The 23,508-nt window shown below is 38.3% G+C and carries 10 protein-coding genes; 3 read left to right on the top strand and 7 right to left on the bottom strand.

The window, feature by feature from the left end; translation table 11 throughout:
- Positions 1-465: 465 nt before the first annotated feature.
- From FF52_RS04510 to FF52_RS04500, 3 genes are read left to right on the top strand one after another with little or no spacing between them, the layout of a single operon-like run.
- A complete protein-coding gene (locus FF52_RS04510) occupies positions 466-11,673 on the top strand; it encodes a T9SS C-terminal target domain-containing protein (RefSeq protein ID WP_008463354.1) in 11,208 nt (3,735 codons plus the stop codon).
- A gap of 13 nt (positions 11,674-11,686) precedes the next feature.
- On the top strand, positions 11,687-12,652 hold the full coding sequence (locus FF52_RS04505) for a type IX secretion system membrane protein PorP/SprF (RefSeq protein ID WP_008463353.1): 966 nt from the start codon (positions 11,687-11,689) through the stop codon (positions 12,650-12,652).
- Positions 12,653-12,664: 12 nt separating this feature from the next.
- On the top strand, positions 12,665-14,593 hold the full coding sequence (locus FF52_RS04500; RefSeq protein ID WP_008463351.1) for an OmpA family protein: 1,929 nt from the start codon (positions 12,665-12,667) through the stop codon (positions 14,591-14,593).
- Between the two features lie 153 nt (positions 14,594-14,746).
- Here FF52_RS04500 and FF52_RS04495 read toward each other — a convergent pair whose 3' ends face one another.
- From FF52_RS04495 to FF52_RS04465, 7 genes are all read right to left on the bottom strand, one after another.
- Positions 14,747-15,160 carry a 3-hydroxyacyl-ACP dehydratase FabZ family protein gene (locus FF52_RS04495; protein WP_008463349.1) on the bottom strand — a complete coding sequence of 138 codons (414 nt, stop codon included), beginning with the start codon at positions 15,158-15,160 and terminating at the stop codon, positions 14,747-14,749.
- Positions 15,161-15,321: 161 nt separating this feature from the next.
- Complete coding sequence (locus FF52_RS04490) at positions 15,322-16,302, bottom strand: glycoside hydrolase family 43 protein (protein ID WP_008463348.1); 981 nt, start codon at positions 16,300-16,302, stop codon at positions 15,322-15,324.
- Between the two features lie 202 nt (positions 16,303-16,504).
- Positions 16,505-17,683 carry an aldose epimerase family protein gene (locus tag FF52_RS04485; RefSeq protein WP_008463346.1) on the bottom strand — a complete coding sequence of 393 codons (1,179 nt, stop codon included), beginning with the start codon at positions 17,681-17,683 and terminating at the stop codon, positions 16,505-16,507.
- A gap of 50 nt (positions 17,684-17,733) precedes the next feature.
- Positions 17,734-18,756 carry a family 43 glycosylhydrolase gene (locus tag FF52_RS04480; protein ID WP_008463344.1) on the bottom strand — a complete coding sequence of 341 codons (1,023 nt, stop codon included), beginning with the start codon at positions 18,754-18,756 and terminating at the stop codon, positions 17,734-17,736.
- A 108-nt stretch (positions 18,757-18,864) separates the two neighbouring features.
- Complete coding sequence (locus tag FF52_RS04475; RefSeq protein ID WP_008463343.1) at positions 18,865-20,673, bottom strand: glycoside hydrolase family 2 protein; 1,809 nt, start codon at positions 20,671-20,673, stop codon at positions 18,865-18,867.
- A 224-nt stretch (positions 20,674-20,897) separates the two neighbouring features.
- Entirely contained in the window at positions 20,898-21,938 is a 1,041-nt protein-coding gene (locus tag FF52_RS04470; protein WP_008463341.1) for a glycoside hydrolase family 43 protein, read from the bottom strand.
- Positions 21,939-22,290: 352 nt separating this feature from the next.
- A complete protein-coding gene (locus FF52_RS04465) occupies positions 22,291-23,466 on the bottom strand; it encodes a cellulase family glycosylhydrolase (RefSeq protein ID WP_008463340.1) in 1,176 nt (391 codons plus the stop codon).
- Between the last annotated feature and the right edge of the window lie 42 nt (positions 23,467-23,508).

Raw genomic sequence — 23,508 nt, 5'->3', positions numbered from 1 at the left:
GAGCATAAAAACCAGATTGTATTCATTTACAAATCAGACACTTATCCAATGTTAAGTTTTTTACCATTGCTTTTACAAAATTAAAAACGCCTTTACAGCCTTTTTACAGCTGTTTTTTCTCCGTCATAATGAATACTGAATTGCAAAATTTCGATTTAAATCAGATAAAAGGATTTACGATTTAGAATATTCAAAAACATTTATAAAAAAGCATTGAAAAGGCTCTAAATTCTGTATTTAAAGCATTTTTATTTGATGATATTCCATTTTATTGTTTCAAAACCTGTTTTTCGTGTTTCATTTTATAATCTGCAACATAGAAAAAAAAATTTCCTGACTTTGTTTCTTTAAATTTGAGTATTCCCCAAAATCAGATTAAGATAACTACACATTAATGCTTAAATCAATTTATTAATTTAAGGTGGTTATAAATTGCTGTGCTGCCTTTTTTATTCCTGATTGCTTATGGCACAATTTTATTTTTCCTGGAGAATTTGCACTTTATCAAAAAAACTGGCTTTTACTGCATTAGTAGTTTTCCTCACTATTTATCAAACCAATGCTCAAAACTGTACTGTAAATGCTGGAGTTTTAAATGAAACCATTTGTGAGACAGACGCGCTGGTTTTGACTGGAAATAATCCGAGTCCAATTATCGGCACAGTCAAATGGACACAGATTTCGGGTCCTGCAGTAACAATCAATTCGCCAACTAGTCCAAGCACAACAATTTCAGGCTATACAGGAGGCAATACTTATATCTTTAGATATAGTGCAACCTGCGGTGATGGTATCGTGTCGTATCAGGATAAAGTAGTAAATGTTAAACCCATAACAAAGGCTAATGCTGGCGCCAATATCGCAAGCTGTCCCAATAACAATGGGACATTGGCTATTATTGCAAATACTCCGCAAAACACAGGAGAAACAGGATATTGGGAAATCGTAGGAGCCAATAATGCAGGAGTTGTCATTAATTTTCCTAATCTAGCCACTTCAACCATCACTCTACCCGAAACTAGCTGTGGCGTTACAACACTTCAATGGGTTATTGAAGGGCCAGAATATGCTCCTGGACAACGTTGCAGAACCACTTCTCAAATAACCGTAACCAATTATGGAGGCGTAAAACCTGTTTCAGCAGGTCCAGACCAGACTTTAAGCAATTGTTACACTACAACGCAATCAACTAACTTAAATGGCACTTATGGTGGCTGCGGACTTAATGGCCAAAATGGGCAATGGACATTTGTAAGCGGACCTAATACACCAACTATAGCCAACCCAAATGCCAATAATACAGGAATTTCAAATCTAGTTGAAGGCACTTATACTTTCAGATGGACAGTTACTGGTCCTTGCGCTTCAGGAAATGATACGGTTGTAATCACTGTACCGCCTGCAACTCAGGATGTAACACAGCTGCCGGGTGGAGACGAAAACATATATTTTTGCGACAATACTATAAATCAGGTAACTCTTGTTGCGCAGACTCCTCTCTACGCAGGTGAAACGGTGGCCTGGTCTCAGATCTCTGGCGACAGTGGCGCTGTAATTGTATCGCCAACAAACCCTACCACATTGGTAACCAATATTTTTCAGGGAGGCGATCCGTATCGTTTTCGTTACACTCTCACAAATACCAATACAGGCTGTATTTTCACCAAAGATTATATCGTGCAATATAATGGGCAAACAAGGACTATTGTGGCAAATGACGGGAAAGATATTGTTGGAAGCTGTAATGCGACTGTCTTTACAATTCCACTCACAGTAACTGGAACAGGTTCCAACCAATACCGCATCGTTAGCGGCCCTCCGCTCTCTCCTTTAGGGCCTTTTCCTACTGCATTGGCAGATGTTGGAAATTCACTTACTCTGACTCTTACTGCACCTGGGGAATATACGGTTGAATTTATCAGAAAACAAGGTGGAGCATTAACTGTAGAATGTGATTATGGTTTTGATACCCTCAACATTTTGGTTTCTGGAGATCCTACGCCATCAAATGCAGGAACCGATGTTAGTCTGCCCTGCGGTGATACAACAACTGTTCTTTCTGGAGTAAGCACAGATGACGGCTTGCATTTTTGGAGTCAACTCAGTGGACCCAATACAGCTGTTATTGCTGATAATTTTGCAGTCGATACGCCAGTCAGTAATCTTATTTCAGGAACCTATGTTTTTCAATATATCACAAAAGGAGGCGGTGCTACCTGCGGTTTTTCAGTGGCAACAGTTACCGTTTATGTTTCAGACAGTTCGATAGACGATGTTGATGCTGGAACTGACCAAGTAACCTGTGCCGGTTCGCAAGTGCCTCTTACGGCTGTCCAAGCTTCAGCTGGCGAATTAGGTACTTGGAGTCAAGTTTCAGGCCCAGATACAATTACTTTTTCAGATGTAAATGATCCAAATGCCATTGCTTCTGGTTTTCTAACACCTTCTTCTACATATGAATTGCAATGGACAGTTGCTTATTCGCATCCAGGACCTTCTTGCGGTGGATCCGTTTCTGATACCGTAACAATTATAACGAATAATAACAATGCGCCCACAACATCAGATGCAGGACCAGACGCTTGTTATTCTTCAGGCACAACCACTTTTAATCTTAGCGGCAATACACCAGTACTAACTGATTTTGGTACTTGGAGCGTTGAACCATCGGCTGGAGTTGTTTTTACAGACGTAAATGATCCAAACACAATGGTAACCGTTCCTGGAAATGGAACTTATATTTTTACATGGTCAATCATTTCAAGGTTTAGAACCTGTCTTCCGAGCGAAAGCAGCGTATCTGTTACTGTTGCACAAACTCCCCCAATTGCTGATGCGGGACCGGATCAGGAAACTTGCGGTGATACGGTAACAATGGCTGCTACACAAAGTGGCGGATCAACTGGCACATGGACAAGAATTTCTGGCGTTGGAAATTACACCATAAGCGATATTCATGATCCAAATGCTGTTTTTACTTTCTCCTACAGTGGATATTACATTTTCAGATGGACAGTTGATGCTGGTACTTGTGGTCAGGCATTTGACGATATCAATCTAACTATCGGACTTCCTCCTGATCAGGCTGCAGCAGGTCCAGATCAAAATATATGCAACAACAGTACAGTTACCATGGCAGGCAATGCCTATGATAGCTTTTTCGAATCAGGCCAGTGGTCTGTACTTACTGGTTCTCCCAATCAGCCTCTAATTGTAGACCCTTCCAATCCAAATACAGAAATTAATGGTCTTATAGCAGGTACATATACATTTAGATGGACGATAACTGCAAAAAGCATCTTTTTATGTCCAGGCAGTTTTGATGATGTAGTTGTAGTAGTTGACCCAGCAGCAAATGCGGGACAAGACCAAACCTATTGTGATGTTACAAGTGTACAGCTTATAGCCAACGAAAATTCAACAGGAACTTGGTCACTGACCAGTACAACAGGAAACCCCGCTGATGTTATCATTACACAGTCTCCATCAAATAGCTATATTGCTAATGCAACTGTAGTTCCTGGAAATGATTATGTCTTTACATTCACTACCAGCACTACTACATTTCCAAATGGCGCTACATGTAGCGGAACTTCAGATTCTGTAAATATTACTGTTTTTAGCGGTGCCAGTATTGATCCAGACGCAGGTCCAGACCAAACATTATGTATTAGTGATGTTGGCGGTGTTGCAACCATGAGCGGAAATACTCCCCCTCCAGATGTTACAACATTTGAATGGCGATTTGTTTATCAGCCCGCTGGAAGTGTAGCTGTTATTGATACTCCAACAGCACCATTGACAACAGTTTCAAACCTAACCGTTCCAGGCCTTTATATCCTCGAATGGGTATTCAAAAGCAATGATTGCCGAACTCTTTCAGATATTGTGCGAATAGAAATGAACGCACCGCCAAGTGCTGCCAATGCAGGTCCTGATGATACCGTTGCCTGTCAGACCACTTATAAGACTGCGGCGGTTCCTCCGACGGTTGGTATTGGAACTTGGACGTTTTTCTCTCAGCCTCCTGGAGGAGCTGCAGTGATTGACAATCCGAACAGTCCTGTTACTACTTTATCCAATATTAATGTTTTAGGAACTTATATCTTAACATGGACAGTTACTAATGGTCCTTTTACGAATCCTTCACTATGTCAACCTACTTCAGATCAGGTAGAAATAACTTTCAATGATGTCCCGCCATCTATAGCAAACGCTGGTCCTGATCAAGAACTCTGCAATTTGACCAGTGCTACTATGAATGCTGTTACGGTAACATCAGGTTTAGGAACATGGACACAGGTTTCTGGTCCAAACACAGCTGGCATTGCATCTCCAAATAATGAAAATTCATTAATGCTAGGGCTAATCGCTGGCACGTATGAATTTAAGTGGACCGTAACTACAACTAATTTAAACGGATGTTTCTCTGAGGATTCTGTTCTTGTAACGATATATCAGAATCCTTCAACTGCCGATGCAGGGCCAGATCAGACTATGCCTCAATTTTCTCCTATCAATATGAATGCTGTTGTTCCAACAGTTGGCACTGGCAGCTGGACTCAGATAGCAGGCCCGAGCACAATAGGATTTACAGATCCTACTAGTCCGACAACTGCAGTAACTGGGACTATTCCTGGCATCTATACACTTCAATGGAACGTAACAAACGGAAACTGTACAGCTTCATCTGATACTATGACGCTTAGAATACTCGCTGTAGCGGATCTTGAATTAACCAAAACTGTAACCCCTACAACAGGAAGTGCTGGTGACGTAGTTACTTTCAATATTAATGTTTTCAACAACAATGCACTAGGCGGATCTGTTACGGCCACCAATGTTGCCATACGTGATTATATTCCGCTTGGCTTTGCACTTGTTGCAGGATCTGTTACTTCGGCAGGAATATACAATGTTGGCGATAACACGATTACTTGGAGTAATTTGACCATTCCAAGCGGTAGTATCTTAAATTTATCATTTAAAGCTACCATATTACCTGCAGGAGGATCTTACGTAAATACCGCAGAAGTTATCTCCTCTGACCAATTTGATCCTGATAGTACGCCAAATAATCAAAACCCTACGGAAGATGATCAAGACAGTGCTATTGTAGTACTAGATTTAGCCGATTTATCGCTTAAAAAAACAGTTTCTCCTAGTACAGTTAGCATAAATGACAATGTCATTTTTACCATTTCGGTGACTAATAGCGGACCAAATAATGCAACTGGAATAACGGTTTCAGAAAAGCTTCCTCCTGGATACACTTACGTAAGTGACAATGGAGCCGGAAAATACAATAGTCTTACTGGAATTTGGAATGTTGGCAATTTAAACAATGGAAATACGCTCACTTTACAAATTACCGCTAAAGTAAATGTTGTGACGTCTATGAACTATTACTTTAATACGGCAGAGATTCAGACTGCAGATCAGCTTGATCCTGATAGTACTCCTGGAAATGGTATTACAACAGAAGATGATATATCTACAGCTTCTGTTTCGCTGAAGCAAGCTGATTTGGAACTTACAAAATCTGTCACTCCTACTTCAGCCGCAGCAGGTGAACAAGTTACCTTCACTATAAATGTGAATAACTTAGGCCCAGGAAATGCAACTGGAGTTGGTGTAAAAGATGTTATTCCTGTTGGCTATACGCTTATTCCGGGATCAGTATCAAATGGTGGCACTTATCAGGTGGCCACTGCTACTCTAGAATGGAGAAATCTGTATCTTCCAGCTAATTCGAATGTGAATCTTACCTTTAATGCTTTTGTTAATCCTTTAGGAAATTATCTGAATGTTGCCCAAGTCATAACCAGCGATCTGCCTGATCCTGACAGTGTCCCAAATAATGATATTCCTACCGAAGATGATCAAGATGATGCCGAAATTATCTTTATCGGACCATCTGCAGATTTATCTTTAGTTAAAAATGTGGTGGCAGGCAATACAAGCCCTGTGGTTGGAAGCCAAATTTCGTTTGAACTTAAAATAACAAATGACGGTCCAAATAATGCCACTGGAGTACAGGTAGCGGATTTATTGCCTTCTGGTTTCGAATATGTAAACTATAGCTCTTCTGCAGGAACATACGATAGTACTACTGGAATTTGGAATGTCGGAACGGTTGATTCTGGTGTTACCGAGTCTCTTATATTGGATGCCAAAGTATTGCCGACGGGTAATTATCTCAATATAACTCAAGTAATTGCGAGCGACCTTCCTGATCCTGATAGTACACCTAATAATGATGATGGCGATCAAAGCGAAGATGATGAAGACAATGCTGTAGTAACACCTATCCCTCCTTCTGCGGATTTATCATTAACAAAAACGGTAAGCAACCCAACTCCGCTCGTTGGATCAACTGTAACTTTTACCATTATAACCACAAACAGCGGCCCGCAGGATGCAGCACTTGTTCAGGTAACCGATTTATTGCCTTCTGGTTATACGTATAGCAGTTTTAATGCCACAAGTGGAACGTATGATAATACGACGGGATTATGGACATTAGACATATTAAGAAGCAGTGAGTCTGAAACACTACAGATCAATGCCATAGTAAACCCGACAGGAGATTACACAAATATTGCTGAAGTTACAAATAGCGATACTGCCGATCCTGATTCGACACCTAACAACGGCGTAACTACTGAAGACGATTATGGAACGGCAACTACTGTTCCTATTCCTCAATCTTCAGATCTTTCATTAACAAAAACAGTCAATAATGCAACACCATTGGTAGGCTCGCTTGCTACTTTTGAAATTGTCGTAACAAATAATGGCCCTCAAGACAATTTTGGCGTACAGGTGACCGATGTGCTCCCATCTGGCTACGCATTTACCGGATTTACTGTTTCAACAGGAACCTACGATATTGCCACAGGAATATGGACAGTTGGCAATTTAGTGGCTGGTGATTCTGAAACGCTTCAAATTGTAGCCCGAGTTAATCCAAACGGCATTTATCTAAATACAGCTGAAGTTACCGCTGCAAATCTTCCTGATCCTGATTCCACTCCAAATAACGGAATCACAACAGAAGATGATTACGCAGAGGTGATAACAACGCCAATTCCAACATCAGCAGATTTATCGCTGACTAAAACAGTGAGCAATACTACTCCGCTTGTGGGCACTCAGGTAACCTTCAGTATTCAGATTACAAACTCTGGACCGCAAGAAGCAGATGGCGTTACCGTTACAGATTTATTGCCTTCGGGCTATACATACGTGTCGTACAGTGCAACAACTGGAACTTATGACCCTGGTACAGGACTTTGGGATGTTGGAAATATGCCAGTCACAGATTCGTATACTTTGCAGATAACAGCTTTGGTTAATTCAATAGGAAATTATACCAACAGTGCAGAAATTACAGCTAGCAGCCAGCCTGATCCCAATTCTACTCCGAATAACGGAATTACAACTGAAGACGATTATGCTGAAGCTTCAACAACACCAATAGCAACATCGGCCGATTTATCATTAACTAAAACAGTAAGCAATACTACGCCTCTTGTGGGTTCCCAAGTAACTTTTAGCCTTCAGGTAAATAACGCAGGACCGCAAGCCACAGATAATGTAGCAGTAACCGATTTATTGCCCTCAGGCTACACCTATGCATCTTACACCGCAACAGCTGGAAGTTATGATGCGGTAACAGGACTTTGGTCAGTTGGAAATATGCCTGTTGCATCAAATCATACTTTACAAATAAATGCTGTAGTTAATGCTGCGGGAAATTATACAAATACTGCCGAAATTACAGCTAGCAGTCAGCCTGATCCCGATTCTACTCCGAATAACGGAATTACAACTGAAGATGATTATGCAACAGCAACAGTCACTCCAACAGCCCAATCTTCCGATTTGTCTTTAACCAAAACGGTAAATAATGCAACGCCATTAGCGGGTTCATCAGTTACTTTTACAGTTGTTGTAACCAATAATGGTCCGCAAGACAATACCGGTGTTCAAATTACCGATTTATTACCTTCAGGATATACCTTCAGCAGTTTTACAGTTTCTACAGGAACTTATACTCCTGCGAATGGAGTATGGAATATTGGTAATTTAGCAAACGGTGAATCTGAAACACTTCAAATTACAGCTACAGTAAATGCCACAGGCGATTATGTAAATATAGCCGAAGTAACAGCAGCTGATCTTCCTGATCCTAATTCAACTCCTAATAATGGTGTTCCAACAGAAAATGATTATGCAACAGCTACCATAACGCCAACTGCGCAAGCAGCAGATTTATCTTTAACCAAAACAGTCAATAATACTAATCCGTTAGTAGGCTCCTTAGTTACTTTTGAAATAGTTGTAACTAACAATGGTCCGCAGGACACATCGGGTGTAACGGTTACAGATTTACTTCCAAGCGGCTATACTTACTCTAATTTTACCATTTCTACAGGAACCTATAATCCTACAACAGGATTATGGACAGTTGGCAATCTAATTAATGGGAAATCAGAAACTTTACAGATTCTCGCTGTAGTAAATGCTACAGGAAATTACGTTAACGTTGCCGAAGTAACTTCAAGTGCACTTCCTGACCCTGATTCGACTCCAAATAACGGTGTTGCAACAGAAGACGATTACGCAACAGCGACAGTTACTCCAAATGCTCAAGCTGCAGATTTATCGTTAACTAAAACGGTTAACAATGCCACTCCATTAGCAGGTTCGCCAATTATTTTTGAAATAATTGCAACCAACAATGGTCCACAGAATACTTCTGGTGTAGAAATAACCGATTTACTACCTTCTGGGTATACTTTTGTTACTTATAGCGCTACAAAAGGAGTTTATAATGCTGCAACAGGAAAATGGACAATTGGTACATTCCTAAACGGAGATTCGCAAGTTCTAAGAATAACTGCTACTGTAAATCCTACAGGAGATTACACCAATATTGCAGAAGTAACTGCCAGCAATTTACCAGATCCAAATTCAACACCTGGAAACGGCGTTCCTACTGAAAATGATTATGGAACAGCTACAACGGCTCCGTTAGGACAATCTGCTGATTTATCTTTAACCAAAACAGTTAATAATCCTACTCCATTAATTGGATCATCGGTAACTTTTGAAATCATTGTTTCAAATAATGGCCCACAGAATACTTCTGGAGTTGAAGTGACCGACTTACTGCCTACAGGATATACCTTTAGCGGTTTTACAGCAACAAAAGGAACTTATAACAGCACAACAGGAAAATGGAATATTGGTTCTTTAGTTAATGGAGATTCTCAGACATTGCAGCTAACTGCTAGTGTAAATGCAACTGGCAATTATTTAAATACGGCCGAAGTTACTGCAAGTAGCCTTCCAGATCCAAATTCAACTCCAAATAACGGAGTTACTACTGAAAATGATTATGCAGAAATTGCAACTGTTCCTATTCCTCCAATGGCAGATTTATCTCTTATAAAAGCAGTAATTGGCGGAAATCTAAGCCCAATATTTGGAGCAACAATTACATTCCAAGTAACCGTAACAAACAGCGGTTCGCAGGATGCTACTGGAGTAAAAGTAATCGATATGCTGCCAAGCGGTTACGAATATGTGGTATACAGCTCTACATCTGGGCAATATTATAATACAACTGGAATTTGGGATATTGGCACTATACCAAGTGGAGCTTCAGAGTCTTTGCAAATAGGTGTAAAAGTTAATACGACAGGCAATTTCCAAAACGTTGCAGAAGTTTACGCTTCAAATGAACTGGATCCAGATTCGACACCAAATAACAATGTCAGCGGTGAGGATGACATGAGTTCGTTACTATTAACGCCGGTTCCTGCACTAGCCGACTTATCTCTTGAGAAAAAAGTAATCAATAACAATCTAACTCCTGCTGTTGGATCTCAGATTTCATTCTCAATTACAGTAACCAATTCAGGTCCAAGCAACGCAACTGGAGTTACAGTAAAAGATGTGCTGCCGTCTGGATATGATTATGTTTTTTATAATTCTACTTCTGGAGCCTACAATCGCACGACTGGCGAATGGAATCCTGGTGTTATCCTTCCTGGAAATAGCCATACACTTTTGTTAAATGTTTTTGTAAAAAGTCCGACAGGCACGCCAGATGAATATCTAAACACAGCAGAAATCATGACCGCTGATCAATTTGATCCAAACAGTACGCCTGGCAACGGAGTTACTACCGAAGATGATTATGACAGTATTTCTGTTACGCCTGTAATTGTAATGGCAGATTTATCTATCAGAAAAACAGCACTCAATCAGAATGCCGTATATGATGTTGGCTCAACCGTTATTTTCACTGTCACAGTAACCAATGACGGTCCTGGAGATGCGACTGGAGTAAGAGTTAAAGACCTTTTACCGCCTGGGTTCACCTATCAGACTAGCAGTCCAACAAGTGGCTTATATAACTATATTACTGGAGTTTGGAATGTCGGTAATATTCCAAATGGAACCGATCAGTCATTGGATATTTACACCACAGTAAACAAGCCCACAGGTGCAGCAGAAGAATTTACAAACATTACCGAGGTAATTGCCAGTAACCTGCCCGATCCAGATTCGACGCCAAATAATGGAGTTGAAACGGAAGACGATTACGACAGTTTACAAATAAATATTGCTGTTGCCGATTTAAGTCTGGAAAAAACTGTCAATAACAAAAATGCAAATGTAGACGAAGTAGTAACATATACGCTTCTGCTTAATAATGATGGACCAAGTACAGCGACTGGAGTCGCAGTTGAAGACATGATACCACTTGGATTGAAAAATATTTCGAATATTAATAATGGAGGCGTTTTCAGCAAGGATATCATAAAATGGGTAAACCTAACAGTTCCTGTAGGGGGTATTACCTTAACCTATCAAGCAACTGTTGACAACCCGCTTGGACTTGAAAGTGTTGATTATGTTAATATTGCCCAAGTGACGGCCAGCAATCAATTTGACCCGGATTCTACTCCAAATAATGATAACGGAGATCAAAGTGAAGACGACGAAGATTCTGAATTTATCAATATTCCTGCTACAGATATAGCTATAAACAAGGAAGTAGATAAAACCGATGTGCCAATGGACTCTCAGGTAACTTTTACCATTACAGCAGAAAATCGCGGAGGCCTAACAGCTACAAATGTAGAAGTACAGGATGCATTGCCAAAAGGATACTCATTTGTAAGCTCAACTGTAACTTCAGGAGCTTATGATCCCAAAACGGGCATTTGGAGCATTCCATCAATCAATACTGGAGCTTCTCAAACATTGACTTTAACAGTTAAAGTGGTCGATTTCAATGATTATCTGAACACAGCACATTTGACAAAACTTGATCAGATAGACACCAATTCGGCAAACAATCAGGATAACGCAACTGTTTCTCCAAACTGTCTGAAAATCTACAATGAGTTTTCACCAAATGATGATGGCCAAAATGATTACTTCTATATCGATTGTATCGAAAGATATCCTAATAACCAGCTGGAAATCTTTAACCGCTGGGGTAATTTGGTTTACTACCAAAAAGGCTACAAAAATACTTGGGACGGAAAAGCAGACGGCTCTGCCAAAACGCTTCCTGAGGGCACCTATTTCTATATTCTCGATTTAGGAGACGGATCTAAAAAAACCTCTGGATGGGTTTACCTAAAATAAAACCATCCAGAAAATGAAAAGTTTAAGAATAGGATTAACCAAAATAGAATTGGCTATGATTAAAAATATGAAAAAGGTTTTCGCGATAATTACTCTATTCTCGGTATATGGAGCCTTTGCACAACAGGACCCGCAATACACGCAATATATGTATAACACAATGACCGTAAACTCAGCTTATGCCGGATCTCTTGGACATTTAACCGTAACTGGTCTTTTAAGAACGCAGTGGGTTGGTATTGAAGGCGCTCCAGATACTCAAAGTTTTTCATTAGACACTCCACTCGGAAAAAATGTCGGTCTTGGAATCTCAATTATAAATGAAGAAATCGGACCAACAGAAGAACAATATTTAGATGCCAATTTCTCATATACCATCAAATCTGGCGAAACACATAAGCTCTCATTCGGATTAAAAGGCGGCGGGCGTGTTATTAATATTGACTGGTCTAAAGGAAGCCACAAAGACCCTGATTCCCAATTTCGAGAAAACATTACCAATAAATTTTTGCCTGTTGTAGGTGCTGGACTATACTGGCATGGAGAAAGAGATTATATCGGGCTTTCGATTCCGAATTTCATGACACGTGAACGCTATACCTACGATGATATCAGCGATGATCTAGTCAATCAGAGAATACACGTATATCTTATTGGAGGTATTGTTTTTGATCTTTCGGCACATACCAAATTTAAACCCGCTGTACTGGTAAAATACGTTGCTGGCGCACCAATTATTGCCGATTTTTCAGCAAATTTCATGTTCAACAATGCAATAACGCTGGGAGCTTCTTATCGCACTTCAGACTCTGTAAGCGGTTTGGTCGGAATCCAGATTACGCCAATGATTATGGCTGGTTATGCCTATGATTACACCACAACCGCTCTGCAGAATTACAACAGTGGCACACACGAAATCATGCTTCGTTTCGAACTGGTTTCGCGCAAAAAAGGATTAAAATCACCAAGATTCTTTTAATACGGATAGTCTATGAAAAGAACAATTACTATACTCGCATTATTGGTTATACAGCTGATTTATTCACAAACCAAAAACAAGGCTGCCGACGCACTTTTTGATAAGATGTATTACGTTGAAGCGGCAAAATCATATGAGCTTTCCATTAATAACGGAGATGCTTCTAAAGAAATACTTCAGCGGCTTGGAGATGCTTATTATTTTAATACCAAAATGTCAAGCGCATCAAAATGGTACGGAAAACTAATTGCAGACTATCCTAACGAAGTTTCAGCCGAATATCTATTTCGGTATGCGCAGTCATTGCAAGGGATTCAAAATTACGAATTGGCAAAAAAATGGATGAAAGCCTTTGCTGAAAAGCAAAAATCAACAGATCCAAGAGCTAAGAACTTTTCACTTAAAAATGTGACTCTAGAAGACATTGAAAATATAAAGCCTTCTTTTATACTTGAAAACCTAGACATTAATTCTGCTTATTCTGATTTTGGTCCGATGTTCTATAAAGGAGATTTGGTTTACTCTACCACAATTGACTCCTCGTATTATAAAACTGAAAAATATGGATGGAATGATCAGCCTTTTCTTAATATGCAATTAGGAAAAATCAGCGAAACGCAGTCAAATGTTACTTTTAAAGAACGTTTCGGAAAAGATATCACTACAAAATATCACGAAGCCTGCATCGCTTTTTCTCCTGATGAAAAAACGATTTATTTCACCCGAAATAATTACAACGGAAAACTAAAGCGTGACAGCAAAGGCATCAATAATCTCAAAATCTTTTCTGCTACGGCATCAGAAAATAGTAATGGCACAGTTTCTTGGAAAGATATTCAGGAGCTGCCTTTTAATAGTGACGACTATTCTGTTGGACATCCGTCGGTAAGCAAAGATGGCAAAAAACTCTATTTTGTTTCAGATATGCCAGGAACGATTGGCTCAACAGATATTTTTGTAGTGGATATTTTGGGCAACAATCAATTCTCTCAACCAAAGAATTTAGGAGAAAAAATAAATACAACAGGACGAGAAATGTTCCTATATATTACCGATCAGGCGCTATATTTTTCTTCTGATGGATTTTTGGGCTTAGGAGGTTTAGACGTATTTGAAAGTCGAATAAATGATGGCGTTTTTGATGCTCCAGCCAATCTCGGAGCACCATTAAACAGCAATAGAGACGATTTCGGCTATATCGTTAACGAATCAACCAATAAAGGTTTTGTATGTTCTAACAGAAAAACAGGAAAAGGAGATGATGATATTTATTCTTTTGAAAGATCGTGCAATCAGGCAATAGGCGGTTATGTTTTCGATGCCATTTCAAACAACAGAATCGCTGGTGCAATGGTCACGTTAAAAAATGCCAACGGAATAAAAGTGGCTGAAACAGTTTCTCAACTCGACGGAAAATACGATTTTAACAACAATGTAAATTGCAATACGTCGTATACTATCGAAGTATCAAAAGAGAATTATAACAATAATACTAAAGCAATTGTAACGGCAAACAGTTCAGGAAAAACCGAAGCTTTAGTCGGTTTAGATCCTGCCCTAATTGTTCGCGAAAATGGTCTTTTAAAAATAAAAATCGGAATCATATACTTTGATTTAGACAAATCAGACATTCGCTATGATGCTGAAATAGAATTAAATAAAGTAGTTCTCTTAATGTATCAGTATAATACTGTTGTAATCAGAATTGAATCGCATACCGACTCGCGCGCCAACGATCAATACAATCTAGAATTGTCTGACCGAAGAGCAAAAGCTACAAGAGATTACCTTATTTCTCAAGGAGTCGCTCCCGAAAGAATTGAAAGCGCAATTGGCTATGGAGAAACCCAGCTGCTCAACAATTGTTCAAACGGAATTCCTTGCACAGAAGCACAGCATCAAGTCAATCGCAGAAGTGAATTCATCATTACAAAAATGTAAAAAAAGCGTCCCAAGAAATACTCTCAGGACGCTTCTTTTTTCTAATATCTTTATTCTAGCAAGCATCAAGTCTTTTTCTCTTGCTTCTTGCTTCTCACTTCTTTTCTCTTTATTCTTTATTCTTTATTCTTTATTCTTGCTTCTTTATTCTAATCACTGCAGCTTCACACACATCCACTCGCCTTTCATAATCAATTTATCTTCATCAAAAGCTTCGCCCGATTGTTTTATGATTTTTTCGCTCGTACGAATGTTTTTTACCACAAATTTAACGAGTTTATTGAATTCAACACCTCCAAAAAACTCAACATTATCTAAACTCACCAAGCCAAAAACGCCATCTGCGATTCCTAAAAGCTTTATCCCTGCACCTCCACACTGCGCCATCGCCTCAATTAAAATCGTTCCAGGAACAAAATTAAAGTCCGTAAAACTGCCTTGAAGCCAGGCATCTTTTTCTGTAAACGTCTTTAAACCAATGATTGTATCTGTTGTATAAGAAATAATTTCATCAACAAAAAGAAATGGAGCACGATGCGGAATTAAGTCTTCTATTTTTTTAGTCATGATTTGTATTTTGGAACAATGTACGAATCTGAAGCGAAATAAGCAACGTTTTAAATTATATCTCTATTAATTACTTCACGGCTTTTACTTTAAAAAAAACAAAAAAAAGAGACACCGAAGCATCTCTTTTCACGTTATCAATTCTAAAAATCACAAAGCTTTTATTCTTGCAGTAAAACAAAACTTTTAGCATTTGCTTTGATTTTAGTTCCTTCAAAATCAATATCAATAATTGCCGCTTTTCGTGGCGAAACTCCGCTATTGCTGAAGTGAGTATGCATCACATATTTCATTTTTCCGTTTTTATCATAGAAAACATCACCGTGGCCAACTCCATTAATTCCAACATCTTTTTTACTAATGATTGGGCTATCTGTCGCTTTTTCCCAAGGTCCAAGTGGACTCTTAGCAGTTGCATAGCCTACTGCATAATCGGGATTTCTAAAATCGTTGGCAGAATAGATCAGATAATACAAATCATTATGTTTTAAGACCGTTGGCCCTTCTGTAACTGGCCAAGAAACATTCTGCGTATTTTCCCAAGGAAGAACGCCAGAAATACATTCTTTAAGCGTTTCTTCTTTAATTGCGGACAAATCATCTTTCAGTTCTGCTACAAAAATTCGGTTGCCGTCAGTCAAACGCACGTGATAAAGGTATTTTTTGCCATTCTGATCAACAAAAAAGAAAGGATCGATCTGATGACCGGAATTAAACATTGAAGCCTTAGAATCGTTCTTAAATGGTCCAAGCGGACTATCGCTGATTGCCATAGCAATATTTTCATCGGCAGTATAAATCATGTAAAACTTATTGTTGTGTTTGAAAACCTGTGGCGCCCAAAAACCTTTCGTTCCGTAAGCATCTCCTTTTTTTAAAGCTAAACCATTTTGTGCTCCAGATGGACCATCCCATTTTTTTAAATCGGAAGAAGTGTACACCTGAAAACCTTCTCCGTTACGAAAATCTCCTGTCGTTGTTCCGTACAGATAATACACTCCATTTTCATAAAAAATAGTTGGATCTGCGAGCAAGATTGGTTTGGCTTTTGAAGCCGATTTTTTAGCCGTTTCTTTCTCTTGAGAACAGCAAATAAAGACACAAAGTAGACTTAATAGGCTAAAATATTTTTTTATTTTCATTATTAAACTTTTTATTTAATTAATTACATTTAAAAACTAAAAATCAAATAGTTAAACTATTACCATAGAAAAATTCTATAGCAGAAATTTTAATAAAAATCAGTCATTTTACACAAAAAAGAATCTTCTAATTTCGAAAAAAAAAGAAAAAAATTCTCTTTCAAAACGTTTTCCTACTTCCTAATTTTGAACTCAAAACTCATCACTTTTCAACCGAAAATTGATACAAAGAAACGGTATGATACTTCTCTCCTGCTTTTAATGTTATTTGAGGGAATTTTGGCTGATTTGGGGCATCTGGAAAATGCTGTGTTTCTAAGGCAAAAGCAGTCCTAAAATCGTCTTTAACACCTGATTTAAAGGTATTTTGACTTTGCATGAAGTTTCCGCTATAAAACTGTAGTCCAGGTTCTTCTGTATAAATATCTAAAGCAATACCTGAAACATCTCCTTTTATCGTTGCCGCATGAATAAAACCATCTCTTTTTTCATCATTCAACACATAATTGTGGTCATATCCTTTTCCAAATTTCAGCTGTTCATCTTTATTTTCGATTCTTTCACCAATTGTATGTTTTGACGTAAAATCAAACGACGTATTTTTAACTGATTTAAATTCGCCGGTCGGAATCAAGCCTTCGTCAACTGGTATAAATTTTTCTCCATAAATCTGCAATTCGTGATTTAAAATCGTACCGCTTCCTTCCCCATTCAAATTAAAAAAAGCATGATTAGTAAGATTTACAATTGTAGTTTTATCTGTAGTTGCTTCATATTCCATTCTAACTGCATTATCATCTGTAATAGAATAAGTTACTTTTACATTTACATTCCCTGGAAAACCTTGTTCTCCATCTGGCGAAACATAGGTAAAGACCAAAGTCTTTTCATTTGTCTTTTCAGCATTCCAAACAACATCTTGAAACCCTTTTACACCACCGTGTAAAGCATTTTTCCCATTGTTTAACGGAATCTGATATTGCTTTCCTTCAAGCGTAAACTTGCCTAATGCAACTCTGTTGCCAACTCTTCCAATTGTAGCGCCAAAGTAAGGTTCTGTTGAGTTTTTATAGCCTTTTATGCTATTCATTCCGACCACGACATCGGTCGATTTTCCATTTTTATCTTTAACCCACAAACCTATCAATCGTCCGCCATAATTGGTAAAAGCAGCTTTTATATCTTTATTCTCGATCCAATACAAACTGACTTTTTTACCATCAATGATAGTGTCAAAATTTTTAGTTTCTAAAACCGTTTTTATAGAATCTGAAGCTATTTCAGACTTATCTTTTGAAATTGTATTTTCTTTTTTGCTGTCTTTACAATTCAATTGAAAAAGCACAAGCAACAAAACTGCAGCAATTTGAATATTTTTCATTTTTTATGTCATTGCGAGGAACGAAGCAATCTTATCCTCCGATTATTTTTTTATTTTGACGGAATAGCCAATGGCACTCCTTCACTAACTGGCTCGCCTAAAACTGGAAATCCATTGGCATCCCAATCAATTCTCTGCATTCTTGGCGATCTTTTATTCCCACAACCCTCGCCAGGATTTGAATTGGCGTGGTATAAAATCCAATCTTCTTTTCCATCAGGAGATTTAAAGAATGAATTATGTCCAGGCGCATAAACTTTATTCTTTTGTGATTGTTTGAAAATGGGTTCTAGGGATTTTTTCCAAGCATTTACATCTAGCAAATTATCTGTGCCGTTAAAGGTTAACAATCCTAAAGCATAGAAATCGGTCCAACATCCGCTGGCAGAAAACACAATAAAAATTTTACCGTTTCTCTCTAAAAACTGCGGTCCTTCATTCACATTTACCTGTGGCGGATTTACATCATCATGCAAAGCGCCATGTGTCTCCCAATCGTTTGTTGGCGCAGAAATCATAACACGGTCACCGTCAATTTCAAGCGGATTTTTCATTTTGGCAATGTAAATGTTCTGCTGTCCGTTTTTGTCTGCTTCCCAACCTGCCCAAATCATGTATAGCTGTTTTTTATATTCAAAAACATTTCCATCAATTGCCCATTTATCGGTTTGTGCAGCGATTTTGCCTTTAAACTCAAATTTCCCTTTAAACGGATCTGAAGATTTATTTTCCAAAACATACATCCTGTGATTGTTGTTATCGCCATTATCTGCAGCGAAATAGCAATACCATTTTCCATTTATGATATGAAATTCCGGCGCCCAGATTTCTGCTGAATAATTGGTGTTTTTGGGTGGCGCCCAAATGACTTTGCTTTCTGCATTTTTAATATCTGAAAGGTCTTTTGTTTTCCATAAAACCAATTTATTCCCAAGCGTATTGGTATAGTAATAATAGCCTTTGTAATACGTACTGTAAGGATCTGCTCCCGCTGGCAGAATTGGATTAGTAAATGTTTTCTGCTGTGCAAAACTTATTGTGGTAAGAAGCAGAAGGATTAGATATTTTTTCATTTTTAGTTTTTTGTTAGTCTTTGAGTTTTCTCTCGCAGATTTCGCAGATTTTGGAGATTTTTTTTATCAGCGTAATCTGCCAAATCTGCGGGAGAAATAAATTTAACTCTAATTCAAAGCATTGATAACCTCCGTATTAATCTTATTTACCGCTTTAAAATCCATTTTGTCCACTTTTCTGTCGTAGGTCATAAAACCGTTCACTTCGCCTTCAACATCGGTTGTTTGAGTGTAGACCGCAGCTGAGAATCCCGTTTTTACGTATTTTCGAAGCATTTCCGCGTACTTTATGTATTCGGCGGTAACTTCACTCGCATTTTTAAATTTAATGTAACCCCAGTTATCATTTGCCCTCCAAAGATGTCCTTCTAACGGAAGTCCGATTCCGCCGTATTCTCCAAGCACTGTAACTCTTCTTGCATCGTACAAATACATATCTGGACCTGGATAATTATGCAAATCCAAAATATCTCCTGTTTGAAAGTGATTTCCACCGCTAGCAGAATTAATCAAACGGGTTGAGTCGTGGTTTTTAGTCCACTCTGTAATCTCAACGGTTTTAAATTGTCCCCAGGCTTCGTTAAACGGAACCCAAACCACAATACTTGGATACGAATACAAATGATCCATAATCTCTCTCCACTCTTTTCTATAGATTTCTTCCGATTTTGGCGAGCGCTGTAATTCTGTTCCTTCAAAATACTTTCTATTTTGCCAAACTGGCTGATCGTCTCCGCTTGGCATATCCTGCCAAACCAAAATTCCTAATTGATCGCAATGTGTGTACCAACGCTCTGGTTCGACTTTTACATGCTTACGAATCATATTAAAACCTAGCTCTTTAGTTTTAACAATATCATATTTTAAAGCCTCATCGGTTGGCGCAGTATACAATCCGTCTGGCCACCAGCCTTGGTCTAATGGTCCGAATTGGAAATAATCTTTGTTGTTCAGTTGCATTCTCATGATTCCGTTTTCATCGCGTTTAGATGAAATCTTACGCATCGCAAAATAGCTTTTCACCTCATCAACTACTTTGTTTTTGCTGATTAAGCGAATTTTAGTCTGATATAAAAACGGGCTTTCAGGCGACCATAATTTCGGATTATTCAAAACAATATCGTTGCTTTCGCCCACAACCGCTTTTTCTTTAGCGATTTCTTTTCCGTTGTCGAAAACAGAAATTTCTACTACATCTCCTTTTTCTGCTCCATTTACCTCAGCTTTTATGCTTATTGCATTTTGATCAATATTTGGAGTTGTTTTTAATGCTACAATGTTTTTAGCATTTACAGGCTCAATCCAAACCGTCTGCCAGATTCCGGTAACTGGCGTGTACCAAATTCCTTCTGGATTTTTAACTTGTTTTCCTCTTGGCTGAGGCCCATCGTTTGACGGATCCCAAACTTTTACAACCAGTTTCTGATTTTTTCCTTTTTGAATGAATGACGTAATATCAAACGAAAATGGCGTATAGCCTCCCGTATGCGAACCGACTTTTACGTCGTTCACAAAAACTTCTGTTTTCCAATCGACAGCACCAAAATGCAAAAGGATATTTTTTCCATTCCAGCCCGATTCAATCGAAAATTGGGTTTCGTACCAAAGTTCATTTTTAGCACCAACTTCTTTCATCACTCCAGACAAACTCGATTCGGCCGCAAACGGAACCAGAATCTGCCCGTCATATTTTGAAGGAGCGGCTTTTCCAAATTCTTGAATGCTATAATTCCACAAACCATTCAGATTTTTCCATTGACCGCGCTCCATAATCGGACGGGGATATTCGGGTAAAGTTTTCTTCGGATCGACCTGCTCTGCCCATTTGGTCTTTATTTTATCTCCTTGCGGTTTCCATTGCGCATTTACAACAAACATGGATAACAAGGCTAAAAAAAGGATGCTTTTTCTTTTCATGTTCTATATTTTTAGACATTCAACGAATGCCATGATTTTCTTCTGAATCAAAATGAATTACCGGGCTCATCTCCACATAAGCCCGATAATTACTGAACTAAACTAACTTAACTAACCATTTTTTTGAGTTATGAATTATGAATTATAAATTAACTTCAGAGTAATATTTATTCACTTGATAAGTAATGAGCCAAACTCATAACTCATAACTCATAACTCATAACTCATAACTTCTTCGTAAGGCCAAATTTCTTCACCAAACTGTCGTATTCTTTTTTAGAGATTGTAATCATGCAGCCGTGACGCACTTTTTCTGGGAGACTGTATTTGTCCCAATCGGAGAAAAAAGTGTAGCCTGAGGCTTGAAACCAAGGCCCGTTTAAGTTATCAGCAATTGATAATCCGTACGAAACACCTGGATATTGTTCGTAATACATGTACCAAATTTTGTCATCCGGAGAAGGAATCAACATTGGCGCTTCTCTAAAGTTTGGACTGATAGATTGCTGGGGCAAAGAATAAGGTCCTAAAAGATTTTTTGATTTGGCAATTCGGATGGTTTTTCCGGTTGTCCAATACAAAGTTGGATACGTTTCGTCTTTAATCACGGCATAGTAGGAATCGCCGACTTTACGAATAAAAACATCAATCGTTCCCATATCCCAATCAAATAAACGTTTTGGAGTTCCTTCAAATGTTTTTAAATCTTTAGACAAAACGTACAATGTTCGCTGACTTGCCCAATAGCGCTCTCCGTCTTCTTTTGTTCCTTCCAAATGAGGCGTATGCCAAGTCATGATGAACTTTTGAGAAGGTTCGTCATAATATAATTTTGGAGCCCCAATTCGCTGTAAAGCGTTTGAATAATCCGGCGTGCTTTTTAAATCTGGCGTATAATCGGAATGTTTTTTCCATGTAATCAAATCATCCGAAACCCAAATATTGATAGCTTTTGCATCGTCACCAGTATTTCCTGCGATATAATATTTTCCATCAGGACCTTTGCAGATGTCGGGATGACCTTTATACTCTTCAAAAACTCGTTTTCCGTTATTCAGATTTTCCCAATGAAGTCCGTCCAAACTAACTGAATAGTATAATCTGCCGTAATCGTTATGCGTCATATGCGCAAAAAGATAAGCTTCGTTTTTAGGTTTTTCATTTCCTTTTACTTGTCCCGGTGGATCTGGTTGTTGCGCTTTCGCGGAAAATCCGATCGCAATTGCCATTATTAAAAGAAGTTTTTTTATTGTGTTTTTTTTCATGTTGCTAAAAGGTTTAAAAGTTTTTTCGCCACGAATTCCACTAATTTTCGCTAATTTTTTTTGCCACAGATTTCACAGATTAAAATGATTTTTTTTCTAAAATCACAAATTCCACAAATTTTCACTGATTATTTTTTTACTGCCACAGATTAAAAGGATTAAAAAGGATTAAAAAGGATTTTTTTCTTCTGCAACATAAAACATAGCCCAAGGTTTCAAACTTGGATGCGCAATGAATTTACGAACGTTGTGTTTCCAAGGTTGAAACCTTGGGCTATGTTTGAAAAAAATCATTTAATCTGTGAAATATATGGCCAAAAGCAATTATCTAATTATCAAATTGACACATTGTCTAATTCTTTTTATTTGCCTCAGATGTCATCTTTTTAATCAAATCTGTTTCAGCTTTGATGTAAGGTGTTCCGTCTGTATGAAGAACTTCATGAAACCAAAGTTTTGGTTCGGCAGTGTATGTTTTTGTCCAACTGTCCCAAGCGTATTTGGTTTGTGTTTTTCCGTCTACGAATCCCCAATTGATCATTCCTACATTGTATTTTCTGGCTATTGGAAGAAACCCCTCGAAAGTGCTTCCGTTTGGTCTTGCCATATATTCTGTGCAGATTAATGGCTTTCCGTAACGCTGTAATTGTTTGATTACTTTTTCGAAATCTTGAGGCGTATTGTAATTGTGGAAAGAAACAATATCAGATTGTTCAATCTGCATTTTGTGCATTGGCTTCATTTTCGCTTCGTCGCTCCAATCTCCAACCCAAACTCCAGAAGTCAATGGCTGAGAAGGATTGCTCTCTCTTGCCCAAACAAAAACATCTTTTAAAAGCGGTAAAACTAAATCGATTTTGTTTTTGATTTCAACTTTTTCGTAAGATGGTCCTGTCATGTTATCTGGTTCGTTCCAAACATCCCAACCTAAAATTCGTTTATCATCTTTAAAATGAGAAACTGTTTCTTTTACATATTTCTCTAAACGCGGATATTGTGTTTTATCCTGAAGCGCCTTTTGTCCTGGAGCCTGAACCCAACCTGAATTATGCGTATGCGGTTTTGGCGCACGCTGTTTTCCTAAAGCAGGAAACGGATCCCAACAAGAATCGAATAAAACAAAAAGGGTTTTGATGTGGTGTTTATCAGCAATTTCAAGAAACTGATCCATGCGTTTGTAAAGTCCTTCTGAATCTTGCTGATGCAATAAATCGTGCAGGTACACACGCATTACATTCATGTCTAAATTTTCTGCCCAACCCAATTCTTGATCGATTCTTTTTGGGTCAAAAGTATCTTCCTGCCACATCTCTAACTGATTTATAGCTGTGCTAGGAGAATAATTTGCCCCAACCAACCAAGGCTGTTCTGCATACCATTTATTGGCCTGATCTTTTGTCCAGATTTCTCTTTTTTCTATTGAGGCGGTTTCGCTTTTATTTTCTTCAGGATTACTTTTTTTATTGCTGCAGCTAAGCAATACGAGTCCTGCTAACATAAATGTCAGACACAATTTTACTTTCTTCATTTCAATTTTATTTTTTTGAACAATCGTTCTTTATGAAAGGGA

The organism is Flavobacterium sp. F52 (assembly GCF_000278705.1).
Lineage (GTDB): Bacteria > Bacteroidota > Bacteroidia > Flavobacteriales > Flavobacteriaceae > Flavobacterium > Flavobacterium anhuiense.
This window is presented reverse-complemented; position numbering and strand designations above follow the sequence as displayed.

What these genes read in the sequence shown, in the direction of transcription:
- FF52_RS04510 (WP_008463354.1), top strand. Translation starts at nt 466, where the DNA reads ATGGCACAATTTTATTTTTCCTGGAGAATTTGCACTTTATCAAAAAAA.
- FF52_RS04505 (WP_008463353.1), top strand. Translation starts at nt 11,687, where the DNA reads ATGAAAAGTTTAAGAATAGGATTAACCAAAATAGAATTGGCTATGATT.
- FF52_RS04500 (WP_008463351.1), top strand. Translation starts at nt 12,665, where the DNA reads ATGAAAAGAACAATTACTATACTCGCATTATTGGTTATACAGCTGATT.
- FF52_RS04495 (WP_008463349.1), bottom strand. Translation starts at nt 15,160, where the DNA reads ATGACTAAAAAAATAGAAGACTTAATTCCGCATCGTGCTCCATTTCTT.
- FF52_RS04490 (WP_008463348.1), bottom strand. Translation starts at nt 16,302, where the DNA reads ATGAAAATAAAAAAATATTTTAGCCTATTAAGTCTACTTTGTGTCTTT.
- FF52_RS04485 (WP_008463346.1), bottom strand. Translation starts at nt 17,683, where the DNA reads ATGAAAAATATTCAAATTGCTGCAGTTTTGTTGCTTGTGCTTTTTCAA.
- FF52_RS04480 (WP_008463344.1), bottom strand. Translation starts at nt 18,756, where the DNA reads ATGAAAAAATATCTAATCCTTCTGCTTCTTACCACAATAAGTTTTGCA.
- FF52_RS04475 (WP_008463343.1), bottom strand. Translation starts at nt 20,673, where the DNA reads ATGAAAAGAAAAAGCATCCTTTTTTTAGCCTTGTTATCCATGTTTGTT.
- FF52_RS04470 (WP_008463341.1), bottom strand. Translation starts at nt 21,938, where the DNA reads ATGAAAAAAAACACAATAAAAAAACTTCTTTTAATAATGGCAATTGCG.
- FF52_RS04465 (WP_008463340.1), bottom strand. Translation starts at nt 23,466, where the DNA reads ATGAAGAAAGTAAAATTGTGTCTGACATTTATGTTAGCAGGACTCGTA.